This is a genomic window from Pseudomonas sp. MUP55 (assembly GCF_034043515.1).
Classification (GTDB): Bacteria; Pseudomonadota; Gammaproteobacteria; order Pseudomonadales; family Pseudomonadaceae; genus Aquipseudomonas.
This window is the reverse complement of sequence record NZ_CP138214.1, coordinates 233646-255963: the sequence shown is the minus strand read 5'-3', so window position 1 is coordinate 255963 and position 22318 is coordinate 233646. Positions and strand designations below refer to the sequence as shown.

Annotated in this window: 6 protein-coding genes; all 6 read right to left on the bottom strand. The window is 60.1% G+C overall.

The features are described from left to right. Positions 1-44: 44 nt before the first annotated feature. The 6 genes from SC318_RS00965 to SC318_RS00940 all read right to left on the bottom strand — a co-directional run bounded on the left by SC318_RS00965 (position 45) and on the right by SC318_RS00940 (position 22298). Complete coding sequence (locus SC318_RS00965; protein ID WP_320429287.1) at positions 45-734, bottom strand: transposase; 690 nt, start codon at positions 732-734, stop codon at positions 45-47. 288 nt (positions 735-1022) lie between these two features. After that, positions 1023-1379 carry a hypothetical protein gene (locus SC318_RS00960; RefSeq protein ID WP_320429286.1) on the bottom strand — a complete coding sequence of 119 codons (357 nt, stop codon included), beginning with the start codon at positions 1377-1379 and terminating at the stop codon, positions 1023-1025. After that, positions 1376-9661, bottom strand: a complete 8286-nt coding sequence (locus tag SC318_RS00955) for a two-partner secretion domain-containing protein (protein ID WP_320429285.1) — start codon at positions 9659-9661, stop codon at positions 1376-1378. The genes SC318_RS00960 and SC318_RS00955 overlap by 4 nt, the downstream gene beginning before the upstream one ends. A gap of 933 nt (positions 9662-10594) precedes the next feature. Next, positions 10595-11173 carry a hypothetical protein gene (locus tag SC318_RS00950; RefSeq protein ID WP_320429284.1) on the bottom strand — a complete coding sequence of 193 codons (579 nt, stop codon included), beginning with the start codon at positions 11171-11173 and terminating at the stop codon, positions 10595-10597. Next, on the bottom strand, positions 11170-11373 hold the full coding sequence (locus SC318_RS00945) for a hypothetical protein (RefSeq protein WP_320429283.1): 204 nt from the start codon (positions 11371-11373) through the stop codon (positions 11170-11172). Before SC318_RS00945 ends, SC318_RS00950 begins: the two co-directional genes overlap by 4 nt. 431 nt (positions 11374-11804) lie before the next feature. Next, the gene (locus tag SC318_RS00940; RefSeq protein ID WP_320429282.1) at positions 11805-22298 is read right to left on the bottom strand and encodes a two-partner secretion domain-containing protein; all 10494 of its coding nucleotides are present in this window, start codon (positions 22296-22298) and stop codon (positions 11805-11807) included. Positions 22299-22318 lie beyond the last annotated feature (20 nt).

Here is a 22318-nt window from a genome sequence, read left to right as displayed (position 1 = left end):
TATGCGCCGGGAAAATAGGAAAATAGGGGTCAGACCACTATTCTTTACCTCACACATTTCGGGCGTCCTGACATACCCGGTGAAACTCTCCTACCTAAAACATTCGCGATCTCGGACGCAAACTTCTGATCGCCTAAAACGTAATTACCGTTAGTAGAAGATCGGATTTTTTCTATCAATACAGGTGAAAGCAGATCCTTGAATATAGACCGGTAAGCTTCGGCTCGTTGCGCGGTGCCGCTACCTAACTCGCTATAAACCACATGCGGGCTTATGAAGCCTGATAGCTCGCCTTGTGCGTTTGCCCTATAGCTGTTCCAGCGATAATCGCCCGGATGGGCAACCATACCCGCTCTGACCGGGTTCATTTCGATATATCGATAGCAAGCTAAAACATAGTTGTCTTGTTGAACCAAACAGGAGCGGAAACGGCCTTCCCACAATGTACCCGTTCGTTGATATGTTCGATTGATATATTGGACATATCGCTGCCCCACCCCCTTCATAAGTAGGCCAGCCCCTACGCAGCAGGTGGGAGTCAACAACAGATGAACGTGATTTGTCATCAAGCAAAATGCGTGAACTTTACAGCCATACAGTTGAGCAAGCACGGCTAATGTATCAATGTAAAAAATGTAGTCTTCACCTGAATAAAAACACGCAGACCGATTATTTCCCCGCTGTATAATATGCAACGGGATACCCGGCAGTAAAACCCTAGGACGGCGAGCCATATAAAACCCCTAACTGGATAAGAGTTTACAGCTTAGCCGCCCATCAACAGGCCAACGAAATAGAATAATTACAAAAAATAAGTCATATTTTTAAAGAGCAACTCCGCCAAACTCTAAAAAATGCAAATCCGTGGTCTGACCCCTATTCCCCTATCGTCGCCTTTGACCAAGGAATCCAGATGAGTGACTAAAGCCTCACTCGCACCTGCTGCCAATGTCCGAAAATAGGGGTCAGACCACTATTCTTCTAATTTAAATAGATCTGTCCCCTTTTTTACTTTTCTCAATTTATTCATCATCCCCAAACTGTCGCGGCGGCGCATAATTGCCATGTTCCAAGATGCTGCACCATCCAAAAAGCCTATAAAACATTTCAAGATCCAATATCTGGTAGGTATCAGCATCAACTTTTTTTAACGACACCCGACCGTGTGCATAGTGAGAGTATTGGCCACCTACCCCACCTATCGCTCTTTTTTCAAGTTCTGCACGATCCCACTCCAGAACGGTTCCTGCAGCTTCTGGCAAAGGGTCCGAAAATTCAATTTCAAATTCCGTTGCAATTTTGCAAATGCAAGGAATCAGTCTTTGCTTGAGCAGGCTTTGGGTTAACAAGTTTTCGGGAAACTTAATGCTTAATTTCATTTAAGAGCATCCTTTGGAACAACAACATAACCTGAAAAATTCTTCTCAAAAGTAGTCGCAGGGCTAAAATACTGCTTACCATGGGGATCACGAACTGCTACGACAGAAACGCCATTTCTGGTCGTAATGCCGTCGACCACAACAAAATGGGAAAATCCGGTACCCGCTGCTTTATCCACCACTTGGACAATAACAGGCGTTCCGTTTGCTGTGTATCTTGCCAAATCAGCAACGTTACGGCTTGCATAAACTGCCGTATTGACACCCTCCGACTTCATCAAATTTGCAACGTCCTGAGGGAAAATCCCATCTTTTCCGGGTGGAAGTTTTTCAATCAGATTTCCTATGTCTACTTTATGTCCCATGGTATCCAAAACCATGCCACATGAGTTGTGACCACATGTAGGCACGGGCCCTTGATTTACAACTAAACGATCACCGCTTCGGGGTAGCGAATCATCAAGAAGTGGATTTTTAGGACCTGCTCCTGAAGGTAAGCTCTTTGCTAGTTCTTCTACCAAGTCCGCAGACTCAGCAACCTTTCCTTCCAAATACAGCTTTTTAGCCTTACCTAAAACTTTTTGTGCCGCATCCCCAGCGCCCGGGATGAGTCCAATACTCGCCATTGCATAGTCAAAAGGATCCTCAGCCTCATAAAAGCCCTTTGCATCGCCATAAACCGGAATGAAGTCTGAACCAAACTCTGCGAGCTGCTTAGCCAGGCGTTCTGTCTGAGCAAGCGCGATCGGGCTGTCTACTTGCTTAATGCTTCGAAGCTCCGCTTCTATGGAGTACGCCGCAAGCTCTTTATTCTGCTCAATTTGCTTAGCCTGCTCTTTGGCCTCAGGTCCAAATCTCGCAACCACAAGGCTTCGAGCAGCCTCCGATGCTTCTCGCCGTAACGAACGACAGGTAGCACCGGCACCATTCGCACCGCAGGCCGTGGTTAGCGCCAAATCTCGATTTTTATCTAGAGCATCCAGAGCATCAGCACGCCCACACGCAGCACTATCTCCTCCCTGGCATTTTTTCTTAGCAGCCCAGCGCTCTTGGTTTTCTTCATGATTTAGGTAGTTGTACTGTGTCGAACTCCCCGCGACCCATGCTCCGGTTTGCAAACTCTCACCGTCAGCATCACTGTCCACCGACGCCGCAAGCACACCAATCAACTGCGAGCTCATCACAAGCAAGCTCTTTCTCTTATCCTCCGGCATGCTGGCGTACTGTTTAGCGAGGCTGTCTACCAGGGCTTCGTTCACACCTGCTGCCAACGCACCAGTACGGAAATCGCCGCCAGCGGCTTCAGCTGCCAGCCCGCCCATCAATGCATGCAGCCCAATCTTGGTGATACCGCCGTCGGCGAACCGATTCTTGGAGACATCACCAATCATGTTGAAGCCATAAGCAGCAAATGCATTGGCAAGGCTGCTTTGCAATGCATCCCCGAGGCTGGCCTCTCCTCCCAGCGCTTTAGTCAGGATGGCCGACGTGCCGTTTTGCAGAACCTGATTCGCAGTAAATTGACCAACGCCTTGCCAGGTACTCAATGGGCTAGCAGACGTCACTGCGCCTGAGTTAGGCAGCGCGGTAGTAGTGCCTGTCTGCGTACTGGTCCAATCGTCATAGAACCCTGCGGTTAGTCCCGCAGTAATACCCGATACAACATAGCCCCGCATCGCATCGCTGGAGGTAACGTCCTTGAACACTGCGCCTAAATTGCCACGATTGTTGATCGTGCTGATCGCACCATTACTGGCCATCCCGGCAAGCACAACGCTGCCCGCAGCATTGGCCCAGCCTGCGGCAGACCCGGCAGTGGCAGCAGCCGTGGCCCCGGCCATTGAGGTGCCCGTCCCGGCAGCGGCGATTGCACCGCTGGCAGCCCCCATCGTGAAGTAGGTAACAATGATCGCTATGACAATTTGCGCGCCGGCGCCCAGGCCAGAATTGCTGTATTTGAAGCTGTCGTGCAGCTCTTTGACCTCGCGCCAGTCAACATCGCCGCGCTGCTCCATTTGCTTGATCCAGGCGAGACTTGGGTCCGCCTGGACCATCGCATCAATGGTCTGGCTTACCGTGTTCTGGTTAACCTGCCTTACATCAATCTTCAAACCGTCCACGGCCTTGATTGCCAGCTCGCCCTGCGCCACCAACTCACTCTGACGCAGCGTCTCGTCGGTATTCCCCTTGCCCTTGGCGCTGGTCCACGCCAGGTCACCCTTGCTCTTCTCGTGGCTCTCTTGGTGCAGGTCCTTGACCGCCTCAAACGTCACCGCACCGCCACTGGTGATCGCCAGGTCCTTCCCACTCTCAAGCTTGGCCCGCTGATACAACTGATCACCGCCACTGACCAGAGACAGATCACCACCAGTCTTGATCTCAGTCCCCACATTCGTGACGTGGGTCACTTCATCTCGCTTGGTCTTCTTCGCGCCCCAGCCACCCTTCTCCTTCATGTCATAAAGGCTGTAGGTGCTGTTTTGCGCCGCCAACAAACTCAACTTATCCCCGCTATACAGATAAGCCTCATTCCCCGCACTGATCCTGCTCGCCACGATCGTGGTATCACGCCCAGCCTGGCTGACAAAGTCCCCGCCCGCCGTCAGTACGCTGGCCACTTGGGTGGTCTGGTCGTCTGAGGTCTTGATGCGTTTTTTGCCGTGCTTTTCCTTGCCTTCGACGTTGTGCATGTCGCTGACCGAGGCAACGTTAAGGTCGCGGCCGGCGGCAATGGTGAGGTCTTTGCCGGCGGTGGCGTTGCTGCCGATGATGTTGACGTCTTGCCCGGCTTGCATGTTGATGCTGCCGCCCGCCGTGACGCTGGCGGCGAGGTTTTTGACGTCGGTGGTGATGCTGGATTTTTCGCCGCCTTCGCGGGTCTCGTGCTTGACGCTGGTGTCGCTGGCGGCGATGAGGTTGAGGTCGCGGCCGGCGGTTAAGTTAGCGTCGTTGCCAGCGGTGAGGGCACCGCGGTTGGTGAGGTCGCGGCCGGCGTCGATGGCGAGGTTTTCGCGGGCGACGATGGTGCCGGCGCTGTTGTCGGTGAGGGTGCGCATGCCGGCGCCGTCACGTACCTGGATGGCGGTGTTGTCGTTGATGACATCGCCTTTGAGTGCGGTGAGGCTGACTTGCTTGCCGCGGATTTCACCGGCCATGGCGTTGCGGATACTGTCCTGGGCCAGCAGGTTCAGGTTGTTGCCGGCTTCGACCAGGCCGCCGGTGTAGATACTGCCCCTGCTGACGGCGGACAGGTTGTTGCTGGCGCGCAGGGTGCCGACGTTGATCAGGTCGCCGCCGGTGACCAGGTTGAGGTCGCGGCCCTGGATCAGGCTGTTGCCGCGCACGTTGCGCGAGTCGGCCTGGGCCAGGTAGAGCACCGGGACGAGCACGGTCTGGCCGTCGATGACGCGGTTTTCCATCCACACGATGTCGTGGGTCAGGGCGCCGACCTGCTGGCCGGTGAGGGACACGCCGAGGCTCAGGCGCAGGGCGTCTTTGCTGGCCAGTGCGTTGTCCATCAGGTAACGGAACTGGTCGGCGTCGCTGTACAGGCCGCCGGCGAGGAAGCGTTGGCCGGTTTGCGCGAGCACGGCGTCGCGGATCAGGCGGGTTTCGTACTGGCCGTCACCGAGGCGGCGCCAGGCGTTATCGGAGTTGAAGCCGAGTTTGCCGAGCATGTAGTCGGAGCTGAAGAAACCCGACACCGAGGTGAACTCGGGGTTGGTCTCGATCAGGTAGTGGCTGGTGGGGTCGGCGTTCTTGACGAACAGGCCGTACTCGCCCTTGGGCAGTTGGAAGGTGGGCGAGGTGGTGGGGTCGACCGGGGCGAAGGCGGTGCCGGTGTAGTCCACGGGCACGAAGCCACCGCCGGGGGCCACGCCCACTACAGGCAACACGCTGCCGGGCGCCTGGGCGCTCGGGTCGTTGGCGTGTTTGCTCAGGTTGATGTTGATGCCGCCGACGGGGATGCCGGTCTGGTCGTCGCCGAGGGTGCCGGTCAACTGGGCCAGGGTGTTGTTGTGCAGCGTGCCGTTTTGCAGGGTGCGGGCGACGTTGAGGTTGACCGTGCCGCCGGCTTGCAGGGTGGCGTCGTAGCCAGGGCCGCCGTTGTCGGTCCAGGTGGTGACGTCGCTTGAGTGGACGAAAGGCCAGCTATTGGGCGAACGGTTTTTCAGTTCTTCGAAGCGCGCCTTATCGAAATTGCCCGCCGCCGTGGCCGCATTGAACGCGGGAACGTCGACATAGCGCATGCGCTCAAACAAATCGTCGGGAACGTGCCCCGGCGTGTTGACGACAATCTTGCGCTGCCCCGTGCGCGTGGCCGCGCCCTGATTGAGCAGGTCACCGGCGGTGATGCTCAGGTCGCCATTGGCGGCCATCAGGCTGTAGCGGTTCTGCACATTGTCGCCTTGCAGCAGCATGTTTTTGCCAGCCACCAGGCGCGCCGATACTGAGTCCTTGGTCGCCGCCTCAAGGTACGTTTCGTAGATGGTGATCTCGCCACGTTCCCAGTCGTCTTTCTCGCCGCAGTGTTGCGAACAAACCCAATACAAGCTACCGGTGGTGAGCGTCTGCCCGAGTTCGAATTCGTCCTTGGCGTTTTCGATAAAGCCTGCATTGATGCCGATCGAACCTTCGCTTTCCACGGTGCCGGAACGGTTGCTGAACAGCACGGCACGCCCGCCATCCCGTGCGGCGAAGCTCAAGTCGCCTTTGCTGTAGACGTCGCCATAGCTGTTGCTGAAGCCATTGCTGCGCAAGGTCATGTCGCCGCCGCTGAACAACAGCGAATCGGCCGCATTGGTGATGCCGTTGACCGCAGTGAGGTTCACCGCGCCCTGGGCACCGAGGGTGCCGCGGTTGTCGATTTGCGCGGCGGCGATATCCAGTTGCTGGCGGGCGGTGAGGAAACCGAGGTTGGCCAGGGTGCCGTTGAGGGACAGGCGGGCATTGGTTGCCGCCAGGCGGCCGCCGTTCTGGTTGAGGTTGTTCGCGGCGACGGTGAGGGTTTGCAGGGCCGAGACGCGGCCACTGTTGTTGATATCGCCAGTGGTGATGCTGATGTCACCGTCGCTGAGCAGTTCGCCGCCGTTGTCCAGGCTGGCCACATTGAGGATCAAGCCCTTGGCGCTGGCCATGCGGTCGCCGGCCTTGAGGGCCAGGGCCTGGTCGCTCTTGTAGGTGAGCACTTCGTTGAGTTGCACGCGGCCCAGGCCGTCGACTTTACCGAACGCCCAGTCGGCGCTGCCCATGCCCTGGATATTGCCCTGGCTGCCAGAGAGGCCGGCGGTGTTGAGGTGGAACAGGCCGGTGCCGGCGTGTTGCAGCATACCGCTCTGGTTGTTGAGGCTGGCTGCGTCAAGGCTGAAGGCCTGGCTGCCGAATTCGAGAGTGCCGTTCTGGTTGTTCACCTGGCCGCTGAGGTTGAGGCTGCTGCTGGCACCGCCCAGCGCGCGCAGTTGGCCGTTGGCGCTGTTGTCCAGGTTGCCGCCGGTGAGGGTCAGGCCCTGGTTGGCTTCGATCAGGCCGCCCTGGTTGGTGAGGGTGTCGCGGGAGGTGAGGGTGAGCTGGTTGCCGCTGATCTGGCCGCCCGCGCTGTTGTCGAGGGTGGCGCCGCTGAGGGCCAGCTGTTCTTTGCCGAACAGTTTGCCGCCACGGTTGGCCAGGGCTTGCACGGTCAGCTGCAGGTCACCCACCAGGCTCGCCAGCAGGCCGCCGTTGCTGTTGTCGACGCTGGCGGCGGTGATGTTCAGGCTGTCGCCTTGCACCGTGCCGTCCTGGTTTTGCAGGCTGCCGGTGGTCAGTACGGTGGGCGCGCCACCGCTGAGGATCAGGCCCTTGCGGTTGCTCAGGTCCTGGCCGCTGTAGCTCACGCCTTCGGCGCCAGCCAGCAGTTGGCCGTTGTCGTTGTTCAGGTGCTGCGCGGCAATGTCCACGCGCTTGCCGCGCAGGGTGCCGCCGTCGTTGTTGAGGGTGGTGAGTTGCTTGACCAGCACGCTGCGCTCACCCGCGTCGATCTGGCCGCCGACGTTGGTGAGCAGGTCGCTGACCTTGAGCACCACGTCGCCGCCATCGCTGACCAGCGCACCTTTGTTGCTGTTGTTGAAGGTCTGCGCGGTCACGTCGACGGTCTGGCCCAGCAGGATGCCGGCGCTGTTGTCGAAACGCTCGCCCTGCAGTTGCAGCAGGCCTTCGCTCTGGATACGGCCTTGGGCGTTGAGCAACTGGCCCGGGCCTTTGAGCAGCAGGCTCACGCCCTGGGCGCCACCGGCCAACAGGCCGGCGCTGCGGTTGTCGAGGCCTGATGCGCGTACGTCGAGCTGGTCGCCCAGCACGCGCCCGGCGCGGTTGTCGATGTCGCCACCAGTGACGTCGAGCAGCAATTGCTTGCCGACGATCACACCGCCCTGGTTATTCAGCTGGGCGGCGTGCAGTTCGATATCGCCCTGCCCGGCCTGCAGGCGGCCCTGGGCGTTGTTGAGCTGTTGCGCGGCGGTGAGGGTCAGCTTGCCGGTGTCGGCGCTGAGCACGCCGGCTGCGTTGTTGCTGAGGCTGCCCGCGTTCACGTTGAGGTCGGTACTGGCCTGGGCGAAACCCTGGTTGTTGTTGAAGGCGTTGGTGACGTTGAGGTTGAGCGCGCCGCCGTCCGCCTGGATCAGGCCCTTGAGGCTGTTGTCGAGGTCGCTGGCATTGACGGTGGCGGTTTTGCCCACCAGCACGCCGTTCTGGTTGTTCAGGTTGCCGGCGTTGACGGTGAGGTCGTTGGCGACGACTTGCCCGCCGCTGTTGTTGAGGTTGGCGCTGGTGACGACCAGGCTGCCACCGGCCATTTCGATACGGCCCTGGCGGTTATCCAGAGAGGCGCTGTTGAGCGTGGCGGCCTGGCCTTCGCCGAAGCGAATCAAGCCGCCGAGGTTGACGATGGCCGGCGAGGTGATCGCCAGGCTCTGCTCGCCGAACAGGCGTGCCTTGGCCCCCTGGTTGGTCAGCTTGGCGCTGGTAACGTCTACGCTCTTGGCCTGGATGATCGCGTCCTGGTTGGTCAGCGCCTGCGCGGCGGTGATCGCCAGGGCGCGGCTGGCCAGCAGGTTGCCGGTAGTGGTGACGGTCTGCGCGTTGACCACCAGATCGCCGGTGGTGTTGCGGCTGTTGTCGGCGGCGACGCCGGCTTCGATGATGCCGGGGTTGCTCACGTTGGCCGCGTTGAGCTCGATGCGCTGGCCGGCGGCGATGCTTTTGCGGTTGACCAGGTCTTGAGCGCTGGTGACCTGCACGTTGCCGTTGGCGTAGACCTTGTCGTTGAGGTCGACATTCTGCGCGGTGACCTTGACGTTCCCGGTGGCCGCCGCCTGCGCCATGCTCAAGCGCCCATTGGCATCGAGCTGGATATCCCCACCACTCGCCGCCAAGGTGCCGTCGAGCTTCACGCCCACGCCGGCTTCGGTGCCCACCAGTTTGATCGCGCCAGCGTACATGCCGCCCAGCGCCGACGAGTCAATCGCCAGCTCGGGCTTGGCGCTGCCGTCGTCAGCGCGTGGCGTGGTGTTCAGTGTTTGCGCATCGACGTCGTTGCGCCCGGCGATCACGTTGAGTTCGCGGGCATTGATCTGCGCGTTGATCTTGGCCGAGCGGGTGATGATGTCGAAACGGTCGACGTTACTGGCGTTCAGGCCTTCGCCGTCGATGGTCACGGCGCCGCCATCGACCTGGTAGCTTTTCAGCTGGCCGGTCGGGTCGATGATGGGCTTGCCGGTGGTGAGGGTGACGTTCGGCGTGTTGATAAAGCCGCAACCGCTGCAGGTAATCCCATAGGGGTTAGCCACGATGACCTTGGCCGACTGCCCCGCCACTTCGGTATAACCGCGCAACTGGCTGGCGCTGCCGCCGTTGACTTCGTTGAGGATGACGCTGGCCGCGCCGCCCTTGAGGTTGGGGTTGCCGACGATATAGCCGCCCAACTGGGTGTTCACCACCGCGCCGGTGGCGTTGTTGAGGATCACGCCGTTGGGGCCGACGTTGTACTGCTGGAACTGGTTATGGGACAAGCCCGCGCCATTGGGCGTAGCGATGTTCACCACCGGTACGCCATTGCCCGCCGCACCCACGGAGGTGCCCGGCGCGCTGACCACGATGCCGTCGGCCTGGGCCAGCAGCGGCTGCCAGAACAGCGCGTTGGCGAGGATCAACGCCAGCCCGCGCTTGGGCAGGCCGAAGAACGCGTCGCGGCGCTTCAGGGTGGCGGAAGGTTGGCGGGCCAGGAAGGCGAAGTGGCGAACGTCCATTTTCGTACTCTCGTTGCAGCGGGCATTAAGGACATGCGGCAATAATCGGCGGTGGGGGCTCGCTCATTACTGCCGACACGCGACCATCAGGCTGGCGGGAAATAGAACCTCAGCTCTTATTTCCATATCGAGCAAATGCCATTACTTAGCCATCAAATCGCCGAATAGGTTAGTACAAGGAAAGGGGCAAAAGTTCGCGAGGGATGTGTGAATTGGATCCCACTTATCGGAATTTATGCGAGGGCTGGTTTGAATGGCATCGACGCCGCCGACGAGTGAGATCGATCAGTTGCTGTCGCATCAGTGGGCGCCTGCCTGAGCTTGGGAGAAGCGGCCGAAACTCAGGCAGAATATCTATTGTTTTGCGCAACTGCTCGACGGGACTTCTGCGATAGGGCCGGGCGTCTCTACACCGGAGAGCAGTCGAATCACTGCGCCGCATTTCCAGTCATGCCGGTCCAGATACGCCTCATAATCCTTACCTGCCTCAGGAGTAAATACTTGAGGAGCTGGCGCACAGATGAATTGGTCGGTGACCATTTTCATCACGACTACAGAAGGGGCGCCTGCGGGGATAATAAACTCTGAGTACGACTCGCCATAGCTCAGATGATCACTCCTCCACGACGCAGGCATTCCAATGCTTCGTCTGGTGTGTTTGCCCAGGGTGGAATTGAGCTTATCTGCAAGGGTATCGCCGTAGGCATAAAGAGGTTCTTTGCTCGAAGCGCAGTCTTGCCCAGGATTGATTGCGACGGGCAAACCGTTGTTTCCGAAAAGACGGATTCTTGCGGTGGTTGTGTGATCGTAGGGCTGCTCTTGTATAGGCTGTTCGTGATTAGTAGAGCCACAGCCGCTGAGCAACAGCGCAGAAAAAAGGGTAAGTAATCGAATTTACAAGAACATATTTTTAAAGAGCAACTCTGCTGAACTCTAAAAAACGCTTGTAGGCGCGAGGACGGGAATGCGCTGCGCGGGATCGGTGATGTCATACACATGCTGCTCACAGCCCGCGCCGACGATCACGAACTCCACCAGGTAAACCTTCTGCTTCTGCGGCTTGAACGCCGAGCTCATAGGGCCGCAGGCGTAGACAATTTTTTCGGCGTAGCGGTAGTAATGCGAGTCATACACCCGCGACTCGCCCAATACCTCGATTGTCTGCCCCGGATCAGCCAACACTTCCAACTGCGGGAAGCGCTTGACCGCCGCGCTGTTGGCAACCTCACTCATCTTGGCGATCCAGCCGAACACCTTGCCCCGGCCCGAATCCACTACCGTGCCGAGGATCTCCGGCCGCTGATCGGAATCACCGCCACGGCGCACGGAGAACTGCACAGGGTAGGTAAAACCGGTGGCCCGCATGATGACCTTGGCTTGCTCGGCATCGGCCACGACCTTGTTCTGCTGCAACTGCACGCCGTCTTTGAGCAGGCTGGACGACGAGTCGCGAACATTGGAGTGACAGCCCGTTAGGATCAGGGCCGAGAGGATAAAGGCAACTTTTCTCATAAGGGTTTCCGTGTAGATACATGGGCCATGTAAGGATCAAAAACAAAAAAAGACCCCGTATAAAACAGGGCGAAGCCGGCCAACGCCGCTCGCCACTCCGGGTCGGCATCCTTACTCATGCCGCCCGGCGCGATGGCTACCCTGGCGCCTCGCGCATAGCTGTAGACCGCCTGGCCAAACCACAACTGCACCAGCACCATGAGGAAAAAGCACTTCCAGCTACCGTCAAATCGTAGAAAGCCATTGAGTAGCGCAGCCAGGAGTAAGACCAGGCCAATCCCGTGCTGATATTTGTATAATTTTCGCGATCATGCTACCCACCACAGATCGCTATCGGCCAGGGCCTTTTCTCCGGGTTTCATTGATCGTCCTTCACCTGTCGGGGTTTATCGCAGGGGGTCACTACACTCCCCCATTACCGGATATGTAAGACTTCACATACGTCCATCGAGTGAGGATCCAATACGCCGCGAATACAAACGTAAGAGGAAAGCCGATCCAGTTGTATACCCAAGGCGAGTCAGTGCGCAGGGCAAGTGAAATCACCGCAGCGACGATCATCGCGAGTAGCAGGCTAGCCGCCAGAATCATGGAAAACAGTGAGATCGATAAGAAAAACCCACCGATCCATTTATTTCTTCTCACCCGAAGCCTCCTCGTAAAACGTATACCCTTTATCAGCAACAGACTTCAGGTACGCTCCCAGCGCTGCTCCGTAAGGTGCTGCCTTGCCAAACATAAACTTGTTGTTGTCGAAGCTGTGCACGGTGACGCCGAACATTGAATCCTTTTTATTGAGGCCATCCTTGAGGCCCATTTTAAGCGGGACCTTAACGAAGCCTGAGCCCAGTGACAATGCGAAATCCGCACCACTGTAGATAACCGGCCCGTACCCGCCAGGAATCTCATTGAAGACTTCCTTGACCGGGTTGTAACCGCCACGGTCATTGTTGAAATGGTTATAAACCCCCGTGGTGCCTTCTGAAATGTTGCCAAGCCCGAACGCCCCCATCGGAACGCCAAAGCTGCACCCGATGATAGAGACACATAATGTATAACCCGCCGACACACTGACCGCCCCACCCCCTATGGCAGCGACGTCCTTGCTCACGGGAAGCGCATCGCGTGTACCGAAGTCCAATACATTATCGATCATCGAATACTTGAATAACCCCCGATCCCTTTGGGCATCCGCCCATTCAAGCACGTTGCTTAACCCGACCATATCGGCTTCGGTTAGATAAGCCTCTTGATACTCCTTTGAGCCTCTGTCCAAATGCGCCCAGCATTTGATGGAGAAACACACGGCTTTCTTCACGTCCGCCTCCGAGAATTCACCTTTCTCAACCTCAGCCTTGATCGCTGCGAGCTCGTCATCGTGCGCTGCTCGGTTATACACGTCGACCGACATCGCATTGCCACCCGCAACGACTGCGCCGGCGGTGCCATTTCCGGAGCCAACCGCAGCGCCGACACCTACAGCGATCAATGCGGCCATCGTATCTTGGTCCACTCCCTTGATGTCATTTTTACCCAACGCATCAGCAATGATCGGCATCAGAGCAGCAGACGTTCCCGCCCCCAACGCGCCGCTCTGCACATTTGCGCTGGAAAGCCCGATTGCTGCCCCCGCCAGCGCATGCAACATCACACGAGCGGCACCACCTTCGGCCCAGGCTGCTCGCGTGGCCGCATCCGATTCAGGATCAATCGCGCGGGATTGAGCGTAATCACCAATCTTGTTGAAGATGTCACTGGAGGCGGTGTTGGCTACAATGCCAACGGTCGTACCCGCGGGTGCACCACCCAGGCCGGCGGCGATTAACCCGGAAGCGATATCAGCCATCAAACGCTTGTCGCCGCCGACCTGCCAGCGTTGAGCTTCGGCGTAGGCCGTATTGGCTGCAAGAACCGTCGCTGCGGCAGCCGGTGAACCGGCTTCGGTCTGGGCTTTCGCCTGATCAGCCAGAGTCTTGGCTTCATCCGCTTTCGCCTTGCCTACCGCACTGATCACCCCACTGGCCAACTGCGCCGAGCTCTGAATCAGGTCGATACGTTCCTGCATGGCCTTTTCATCAGGCCGGTCGAGCTTCTGATTGGCACTGGCAGTGTCGCGGTTCAACCCCACCAAATCATTGGCGCCTTCGGCATTGCGAACCACAATCGTGCCTTCGCTGACCGCGCTACGGGTGTAACTGTGGTCTTTCTCCTTGAGTGCTATCGGGATGCTGCCGCCCATAGACGCACCGCTGGTACTGCTGGAAGACACCGAAATACCGGCAGACTGGCTTTTGATTTCGCTGACATTCTTGATATCGCTGACAATCAGGCGGTCAGTGCTTAGGCGGTTCTTATCAGCTGACGCCTCACTGGCAATCACCGCGCCTTGCAGGGTGGTGGTCCTGCCGACATTGATGTCGTAGCCGCCTGTACCCGCATACAAACCACTCTGATCGGTCACGCCCTTGTAGTCGCTGTTCATATTCGCGGCGGCAAGGTTCGCCGAGCCCGCGACGGTGGCACCGTAGCAGAACGGCGGGATGCAAATACTCGCGCCGAAGCCCGCGCTGCTCTGTTTGCTGCGCGACGACTCGGTGTCCTGGAGGGAGATGATATTGAGGTTGCCGCCAATATCTGCCTTGATACGGTCCGCGCGAACCTGGGCGCCTTTGAGGGTGGTATCGCCACCGCTTTGTAACAACAGGCTGCCCGTATCGAGGGTGCTATTGACCTGAGTGACGGAGTTACCGTTGCCATTGTTCTTGGCACCCTGCGCTCCGAGGTCGAGGGTGAAGCCGTTTTGCTCGCCAATATTGAAGCTGGCGCCAATAGCGGTTTTATTTTTCGACCCTTCGTTTTTGCGGTCGGTGGTGTTTTGTGCGCTTTGCATCAACACATCGTTTTTGGCTAACAACAAGGTGTTGGCGGCTTTCAAGCTGCTGCCGGTGATCTGGATATCACCCTGAGTACCCACCGCTGCGCCCGTGGCAACGATCGACAAGTCTTGCCCTGCGTTGAGCGTGCTCTGCTTGGCGGTGACACTGTTGAATTCGCTGCTGTTCTTGCTGCGGTTATTGGCCAGTTCAGTACCGATCTTGATCAGCGAACCGTTGCCGGGCGTGCCGCCGATTTTATTTTTGAAACCGGAGCTTTGCGCATTGGCGTCCGAAGCCTGGCCGTTAAGGTTGTAGGCGGCGAGGGCAGCCTGGGCGATTTTGACTGCCTTGAGGCGTGGGTCATCAGCACTACGGGCCGCTTTGACGGCATCGCGCATGCTGGTGGCGGTGTCAACCACCGAGCCCGCGATCACCCGCCCAACCGCCAAGCTCTTGGAACTGTCCTTACTGGTCTGACTGGCCGTCTCCAACCCCGAAGTGACGGTGACATCAGCCCCACTCAACTCCATGTTCTTGGTGCTCACCAAATCACTGGCCACCACCTTCAACTCACGCCCCGCTGTCAACGACACATTGCCCGCACTCGAGCCAATAGTGCTGCCGGTCAAGGTCATTTCATTGGCCGTGCCATTGTGCTTCGAGCTGTTGATGTACAGCTTCTGGTTGCCGGTCATGTCGTCCAGACCGAGCTTGTTGCCGGTCAGCACGCCGGTGAGGTCGCGATTCTTCTCCTTGTGCATGTCGGTGCGGGCGAAGGTGTTTTGCGCCGCGTCGATGGTCAGGTCGCGGCCGGCCTGGACGGCGAGGTCGCCGGTGCTGACCAGGTTGGAACCGGTGACTGTGGCGTCGCGCTTGGCGGCAATGGTGACGGTTTCGCCGGAGACCACGCTGCCCAGGGCGGTGGTGCGTTTTTCGTCGACTTTGTCCTGAACCTTGCTCGACTTCAGGCCGCCCCAGCTGCTTTTGCTTTCCTTGCGTTCGTGGCGGGCGCTGTCTGAGTTAGTGGCGGCCAGGATGTTCACGTCCTGGCCGGCCGCCAGTTGCGTGGCGCCTTTTTCGGCGGTGACGGCGCTACCGGCCAGCAGCAGGTTTTCACCCGCCACTACGGTGCTGTTTTTGCCGGCGCTGACGAGGCTGCCTACGTTATTCACGACGTCGGTTTCATCCAGGCGGAATTTTTTGCCCTGGGAGGTTTTCTTGGTCTTGCTGTAGAAACTGTAGTCCTGGTTTTCAGCGGCTTTCAGGCTGAGATCCTTGCCAGCGACCAGATAGGCTTCATTGCCTGCGTTCACCTGACTGGCCACCAATTGCAGGTTCTGCCCGGCGCTCAGGGTGGCGTCACCGCCTGCTTTGAGCACGGTTGATACCTGCTGAACATGGTCTTCGACACTGGTGACCTTCTTGGAGTTGAAGGCCGAATGCTGTTCATTCGCCGCCGAAGCCAGGTTCACATTCCCCTTGGCCACCATCGCCAGATCACGCGTTGCATTCAACTGGCTGCCGATGGCACTGATATCCCGTGCCGCCACAATCTGGAAGTCCCGCCCCGCTTCTATCACGGTGCCGTACTGCGTCACGCTGCTGTTGCGTGAGTAGGTGCTGACGACATTGGCGTTACGCTGTTCGGCGGTGGCCAGGTTCACGTCACGCCCGGCCTGGATGCGGGTGTCGGCGCCACTCTTGAGTACACCGCCAGTGCTGTTGACGTCGCGACCGGCTTGCAGGGCCAGGGTGTTGGCGGCTTCGATGCGCGCGGCGTTGTCGACGAAGTCGGTGCGTTCGGTGCGGTAGCCGCTGCTGCTCTGGTGGCTGGTGACGGTGCGCTCATTGAGCACATCGCCGCTGATCGCGCCCACGCTGACATCGCGTCCGGCAATGATGCCGCCGGCGCGGTTGGTCAGGCTGTTGCCCGCGAGGAGGTCGAGGCGGTTGCCGGCTTGAACCAGGCCGCTGTTGACCATGTTGCGCCCGGCGCTGGCGGCGAGGTTTTGGGTGGCGCGCAGGGTGCCGACGTTGTTGAGGTCTGCGCCGCTTACCAAGCTCAGGTCGTTGCCGGTGATCAACGCGCCATTGGGCGCCAGGCGGTTGTTGGCCTGGGCCAGGTAGAGCACGGGCACCAGCACTTGCTGGCCGGCGACGGTGGCGTTTTCCATCCACACGATATCGTGGGTCAGGGCCGCGACTTGTTCGGCGGTGAGGCTTACACCGACCGACAGGTTGAGCGCATGACGGCTGCCGATGGCGTTGTCCATCAGGTACTTGAACATCGCCGTGTCACTGGTTTGGCCGTCGATGAAGCGCTGGCCGGTGCGGGCAATGACCGCTTGCTGGATCAGGCGTTGTTCATAGAGGCCGTCACCCAGGCGTTTTTGCGCCTGGTCGGGGTCGTAGCCGATCTTGGACAGCAGGTAATCGGAACTGAGGAACTGGCTGAGGTTGGTCAGCTGCGGGTTGGTTTCGATCAGGTATTTCTGTGGGTTGGAGACGAACTGGCTGTCCGGCAGGCCTTGCACCCGATTGATGACGACACCGTCGGCCGAGGAGCCGGTGCCGGGTACGACCGGCCCGGTAACCGGTGCTCGGTCTACGCCACCGCCGCCCAGTGTCCAGCCTTGCGGGCCGGTGCTGGCTGGCGCGCTGCTGCCTTCGCCACTGAGGCGGAACAGGCCGCCCTGCCCGCTGGGCAGGGTGAAGCCGGGCAAGCTCAGCGGGTTGATCTGCTGCTGGGCCAGATCAGGAGGCAATTGCTGGTTAAGGGTGATGCGGGTCGAGTAACCGGCTGCGCCACTGGCACCGGTAGCGCCGGTGGTGGTTTTGGCGCCCGCACCGATGTAGTTGTAGCCCAGGCGCACCACGCTGTTGTCGATACCGGCTTGCGCCTTGACGTCCACCGCGCCGCCAGCCTGAATCACGGCGGCGTAACGCTGATCATCGCTGGCGATTTTGGTGACCTTGCCGAACTGGGTGCGTTCGCTCTCCATGATGCCGACGAAGTTGGCCACGGCCGCTTCAAGGCCGCCAAGGTCATTGGGCGTGTAATTAGGGCTTTTGTACCAGTACTTGTTGGTCAGTGCGCTGGCGGCATTGAACCAGCCGCGTGGATGCTCGGTGCGCGCGGAGGTAAAGAGCCGGTAGGTCTCGGTCTCGCCGGTTTCGATCCCCGTGTTGACGAGGTTGTTCAGGCGCGCCGTGAAGTTACCGCCCGTTGCAATCGAACTGCTGCTGTTGAGCAGGTCGCCGCCGGCCAGGGTCATGTTACCGCCGGAAGTAATGCTCGAACCGGCACTGGCGGCGGTCACCTCCAGTTTGTCGCGGGTCACCAGTTCCCACACGTAGTTACGCCCCGTACCACCGGCATGGCAGTCACCGGCGTTGACGTACTCGATGCAGGTGCCTTCCGTGGCCGAGGCGCTGTATACGCCCGCATCATTGACGGTCAGTACCGCACGCTCATTTTTGATCGTAGCGGCGGTGAGGGTCAGGTCACCATCACTCTGCATGCTCGAAGATCTGTTGATAATGCTGTCAGCCAACCCACCCTTGCCGTCACGATCGACGCTCAGGTTGCCCATGCTGTAGACGTCGCCGTAGCTGTTGTTCAGCGACGCCACACGCAGGCTCATGTCAGCGCCGCTGAAGATCAGGCCGTGGTCGTTGAGCAATGCGCCGGTGGTGACCGTGAGCGCTTGCCCGCTGCCGAGCGTTGCGTAGTTGTTGAGGGCGCCCGCGTTGATCAGCAGGTCAGTGGCCGAGGTCAGGCGGCCGTGGTTGTTCAGGGTGCCGCTGAGGGTTGCGCGGGTCACGCCACCGCCGGCGATGCTGGCGACGTCGCTCAAGTTCGCCTGGGCGGCGGTGAAGTTCAATTTGCCCAGGCTGCTGATGCGCCCGCTGCTGTTCAACGCGCCGCTCAAGGTCAGGTCGAGGTCGCCGTCGCTGGCGATCAGGCCGTTGGTGGACCAGTTGCCGCCGCTGCCGATAAAGCGTCGGGCGCCGAGCAATTGACCGGTTGTTGTCTGGTCGAGCGTGTTGACGTTGACCGTCAGTTGTCCGGCCTGGATCACGCTGCTGTTGGTCCAGTTGTCCTGGGTGATCGTCAGGTCGCCCCGCGTCACCAGGCTGCCGCCGACGTCATTGAGGTTGGCGGGGGCAATGCCGAAGTTGCCGGTGCCCACGTGCAGCACACTACCGCCAAGGTTTTGCAGGCTGCCGGCGTCCAGTGTCAGGTTGGTGTTGGCGGTTTCCAGCACGCCGTTGCGGTTGTCGAACACGCCACCGATGGCGAACTCAGTCGTGCCGTCGGGCCCCAGGGCACGCAGGCGTCCGGTCTGGTTGTCCAGGCTGGCGGCGCGGACCTTGAGGGTGGATTCGCTTTCGATGATGCCCAGGCGGTTGTTCAACGCGCCGCTGAGGTCCAGGTCGATTTGCCGAGCGGCTATTTGGCCATCGTTGTCGCCGCTGTTATCGAAATCGTGGCCGACCACGCGCATCAGGCCTTTGGCATAGAGCCCGCCGTTGCGGTTGTCGAAATTGCCGGTGGTCACCAGGCCGTCGCCGCCCTGGGCGGAGATGCGTCCGCCATAGTTATCGACGCCACCGGCCTGCAGGTCCAGGGTCTGGCCCTGCATCACGCCGCCCTGGCGGTTGTTGTTGAGGTCGTAGCCGTTGCGCAGCACGCCGACGACTCGGGTCTGCAGCAAGGCCTTGAGACTGGCGAGGGTACCGCCACGGTTGTCCAGGCTGGCGGCTTTGATATTCAGGTCGCCGGTCTGGGCGATCAGTTTGCCGCTCTGGTTATCGACAGCATTGACCACATCGAGCGTCAGCCCGCCCTGGCTTTGCAGCGAGCCTTTGGCATTGTCGAGACGGTCGGCGCTGAGCTTGAGGTCAGCGTTCTGGCTGTAGATCAGGCCATCGCTGCCGTTCTGCACCAGGCCACTGGCGGTGATGCTCAGGCGGTCATTTGCGGCCAGTGTGCCGCGATTACGGTTATCCAGGCCGCCGGTCAGCAGCGTCAACAGGCCTTGGCTGGCAATCTGCCCGCCCTGGTTGTTGATCTGCGCCGCGCGGCTGATCAGCAACGGGCCGCCGCTGGCCAATTTGCCGTTGGTATTGGTCAGGGTCGCCAACAGGTCCAGGCGGGTGTCGGTGCCCCCGCTGATGCTGCCGGCGCTGTTGTCCAGGTTCTGCGCGGTCAGGTCCAGGGCCGTGCCGCTGTCGATGGTGCCGCCATTGGCGTTATTGAGCAGGCCGGTGACCTTGAGGTTTTGTTCGGTAGCGCTGGAAAGCACGCCCTTGTCGCTGTTATCCAACTCAGCGGCGCTGACCGTCAGCGCTTTCTGGCTGACCAGCGCACCCGCGCCGCTGTTGAGCAGGCGGCCGGTGAGCGTGGCATTGAGGTCGCCGTAACGGCTCGACAGGGTGCCGCTGTTGCGGTTGTCCAGGCTTGCGGCAGTGGCGCTCAGGCCTTGCCAGCCGGACATCAGCCCGTTTTGGTTGATCAGCGTGTCGGCGTTGAGCACCAGCAGGTTATTGCTGATCAGCTTGCCCGCGCTGTTGTCGAGGGTGCGTCCACTGAGGTTCAGGGTCTGCGCGCTGGAGAGTTCGCCGCCCTGGTTATTCAAGTCGCGCAGGTGATTGATGCTCAGGTTGCCGGCGGTGGTGATCAGGCCACCAGTGTTGTTCAGGTCGCCGGAAGCACTGCCGAAGTCCACGGCAATGGCGCTGCCGAGCAAAGAGCCGCCCTGGTTATCCAGGCTCGCGGTATTGATGCTCAGCAGGTTGGCCGCGTTGATCAGGCCCTTGGCCTGGTTGGTCAATGGCCCGCTCACGTTGAGCACGGTATCGCCACGGCTGGTGAGGGTTCCGCCGCTGTTGTCCAGGCTGGCGGCGCGTGCATCCACCGCAGCGGCGGCAATCATGCCCTTGATGTTCGTCAGGGCCTGGCCGATGCGTAGGGTCAGCGCAGTATTGCCCAGCACTTTACCGCCGCTGTTGTCGAGGTTGTCGGCGGTGAGCGTGAATGCCTGGCTGCTGGAAATCTCGCCGCCCTGGTTATTGACGTCCTTGAGGTTGTTGAGCACCAACAGCGGGCCGTTGATCAGCCCGCCCTGGTTGTTGAATTGGCCCCGATTGAGTTCAAGGGTCAGGCCGGTGGCGCTGGTCAGTTGGCCGCCGTGCCCGTTGTTCAGGTCGCGGGTGTCGATGTGCAGCGCATCACGCGCGCTGAGGGTGCCTTGCTGGCTGTTGTCGACGCTTGCGCTGTTCAGGGTCAGGGTGCCGTCGGTCACCAGACGCCCGCCTTGGTTGTCCACCGCGTCACGGGCGCCGATGCTCAGCGGGCCAGCGCTTGAGAGCGTGCCACCACGGTTGACCAGGGTACCTGTGGTTACGGTGAGCGGTCCTTCGCTGCTGATCAGGCCCTGGTTGCGGTTGAGCAATTGATCGACGTTCAGGTTCAAGCCGCTGGCGGTCACCACCAGGCCGCCATCGCTGTTATCCAATTGCGTGCCGTTCACCGCCACACCCGCACGGCTGGAGAGCTCGCCGTTGCGGTTGTCGATGTTGGCGACGTCAAGCTGCACGCCGCCAGTGCTGGCGACCAGGCCTTTCTGGCGGTTGTCCAGGCGATTACCGGTGAGGTGAAGAACGCCCTGGCTGGTGACTAGCCCGTTCTGGTTGTCGAGCGTGCCAGCGTTGAGGCTCAACGCCTTGCCTGCGGTGACCAGGCCTGCGACGTTGTCCAGGGTGGCCACCGTCAGCGTGGCAGTGTCCAGGCTGGAGATTTCGCCGCCGGTATTGTGCACAGCGCCCGCATTGGCGGTCAGTGGCCCATTGCTGGTGATCAATCCGCCCTGGCCGTTCTGCAGATCGCTGGCGCTGATATCCAGCGCGGCGCTGCTGAGAACCCGCCCCTTGTTGCGGTTATCGAGCGCAGCCGCCGTGACGCTGGCGCGTTGCCGCGCACTGAGGGTGCCGCCCTGGTTGTTCACGGTTTGGGCATCAACGGTCAACGCACGGCTGGCGATGACGCTGGTGCCGGTGTTGTTGAGGGTCTTGGCGCGCAGGCTCACATCACCCGCCGCGTTGCGGGTGTTATCGGGGTTGACGCCGGCTTCGATGATGTCGCTGTTGGTCAGCGTGCCGCCGCTGGACAGCGCGATGCGGTCACGTGCGGCGAGGCTTTTGCGGTTGATGAGATCGCCTTGGGTTTGCACGTCCAGCGCTTGTCCGGCGTAGACCTTGTCGGTGAGGTCGACATTCTGCGCGGTGACCTTGACGTTCCCGGTGGCCGCCGCCTGCGCCATGCTCAAGCGCCCGTTGGCATCGAGCTGGATATCCCCACCGCTGGCCGCCAGGGTGCCATCGAGCTTCACGCCCACGCCCGCTTCGGTGCCCACCAGTTTGATCGCACCCGCATACATGCCGCCCAGGGCCGAGGAGTCAATGGCCAGCTCCGGCTTGGCGCTGCCGTCGTCGGCGCGTGGGGTGGTGTTCAGGCTTTGTGCATCGACGTCGTTGCGCCCGGCGATCACGTTGAGTTCGCGGGCATTGATCTGCGCGTTGATCTTGGCCGAGCGGGTGATGATGTCGAAACGGTCGACGTTGCTGGCGTTCAAGCCTTCGCCGTCGATGGTCACGGCGCCGCCATCGACCTGGTAGCTTTTCAGCTGGCCGGTCGGGTCGATGATGGGTTTGCCGGTGGTGAGGGTGACGTTGGGCGTGTTGATAAAGCCGCAACCGCTGCAGGTAATCCCGTAGGGGTTGGCGACGATGACCTTGGCTGACTGCCCCGCCACTTCGGTGTAGCCGCGCAACTGGCTGGCGCTGCCGCCGTTGACTTCGTTGAGGATGACGCTGGCCGCGCCGCCCTTGAGGTTGGGGTTTCCGACGATGTAGCCGCCCAACTGGGTGTTTACCACCGCGCCGGTGGCGTTGTTGAGGATCACGCCGTTGGGGCCGACGTTGTACTGCTGGAACTGGTTATGGGACAAGCCCGCGCCATTGGGCGTGGCGATGTTCACCACCGGTACGCCATTGCCCGCCTGGCCGACCGTAGTGCCCGGCGCGCTGACCACGATGCCTTCGGCCTGGGCCAGCAGCGGCTGCCAGAACAGCGCGTTGGCCAAGATCAACGCCAGCCCGCGCTTGGGCAGGCCGAAGAACGAGTTTCGCGACTTCAGGGCAGCAGAAGGTTGGCGGGCCAGGAAGGCGAAGTGGCGGACATCCATTGTCAGGTTCTCATTGCAGC

Excerpts from the sequence above, each read along its gene's own strand:
- SC318_RS00965 (WP_320429287.1), bottom strand. The coding sequence starts at position 734 with ATGGCTCGCCGTCCTAGGGTTTTACTGCCGGGTATCCCGTTGCATATT.
- SC318_RS00960 (WP_320429286.1), bottom strand. The coding sequence starts at position 1,379 with ATGAAATTAAGCATTAAGTTTCCCGAAAACTTGTTAACCCAAAGCCTG.
- SC318_RS00955 (WP_320429285.1), bottom strand. The coding sequence starts at position 9,661 with ATGGACGTTCGCCACTTCGCCTTCCTGGCCCGCCAACCTTCCGCCACC.
- SC318_RS00950 (WP_320429284.1), bottom strand. The coding sequence starts at position 11,173 with ATGAGAAAAGTTGCCTTTATCCTCTCGGCCCTGATCCTAACGGGCTGT.
- SC318_RS00945 (WP_320429283.1), bottom strand. The coding sequence starts at position 11,373 with ATGGTGCTGGTGCAGTTGTGGTTTGGCCAGGCGGTCTACAGCTATGCG.
- SC318_RS00940 (WP_320429282.1), bottom strand. The coding sequence starts at position 22,298 with ATGGATGTCCGCCACTTCGCCTTCCTGGCCCGCCAACCTTCTGCTGCC.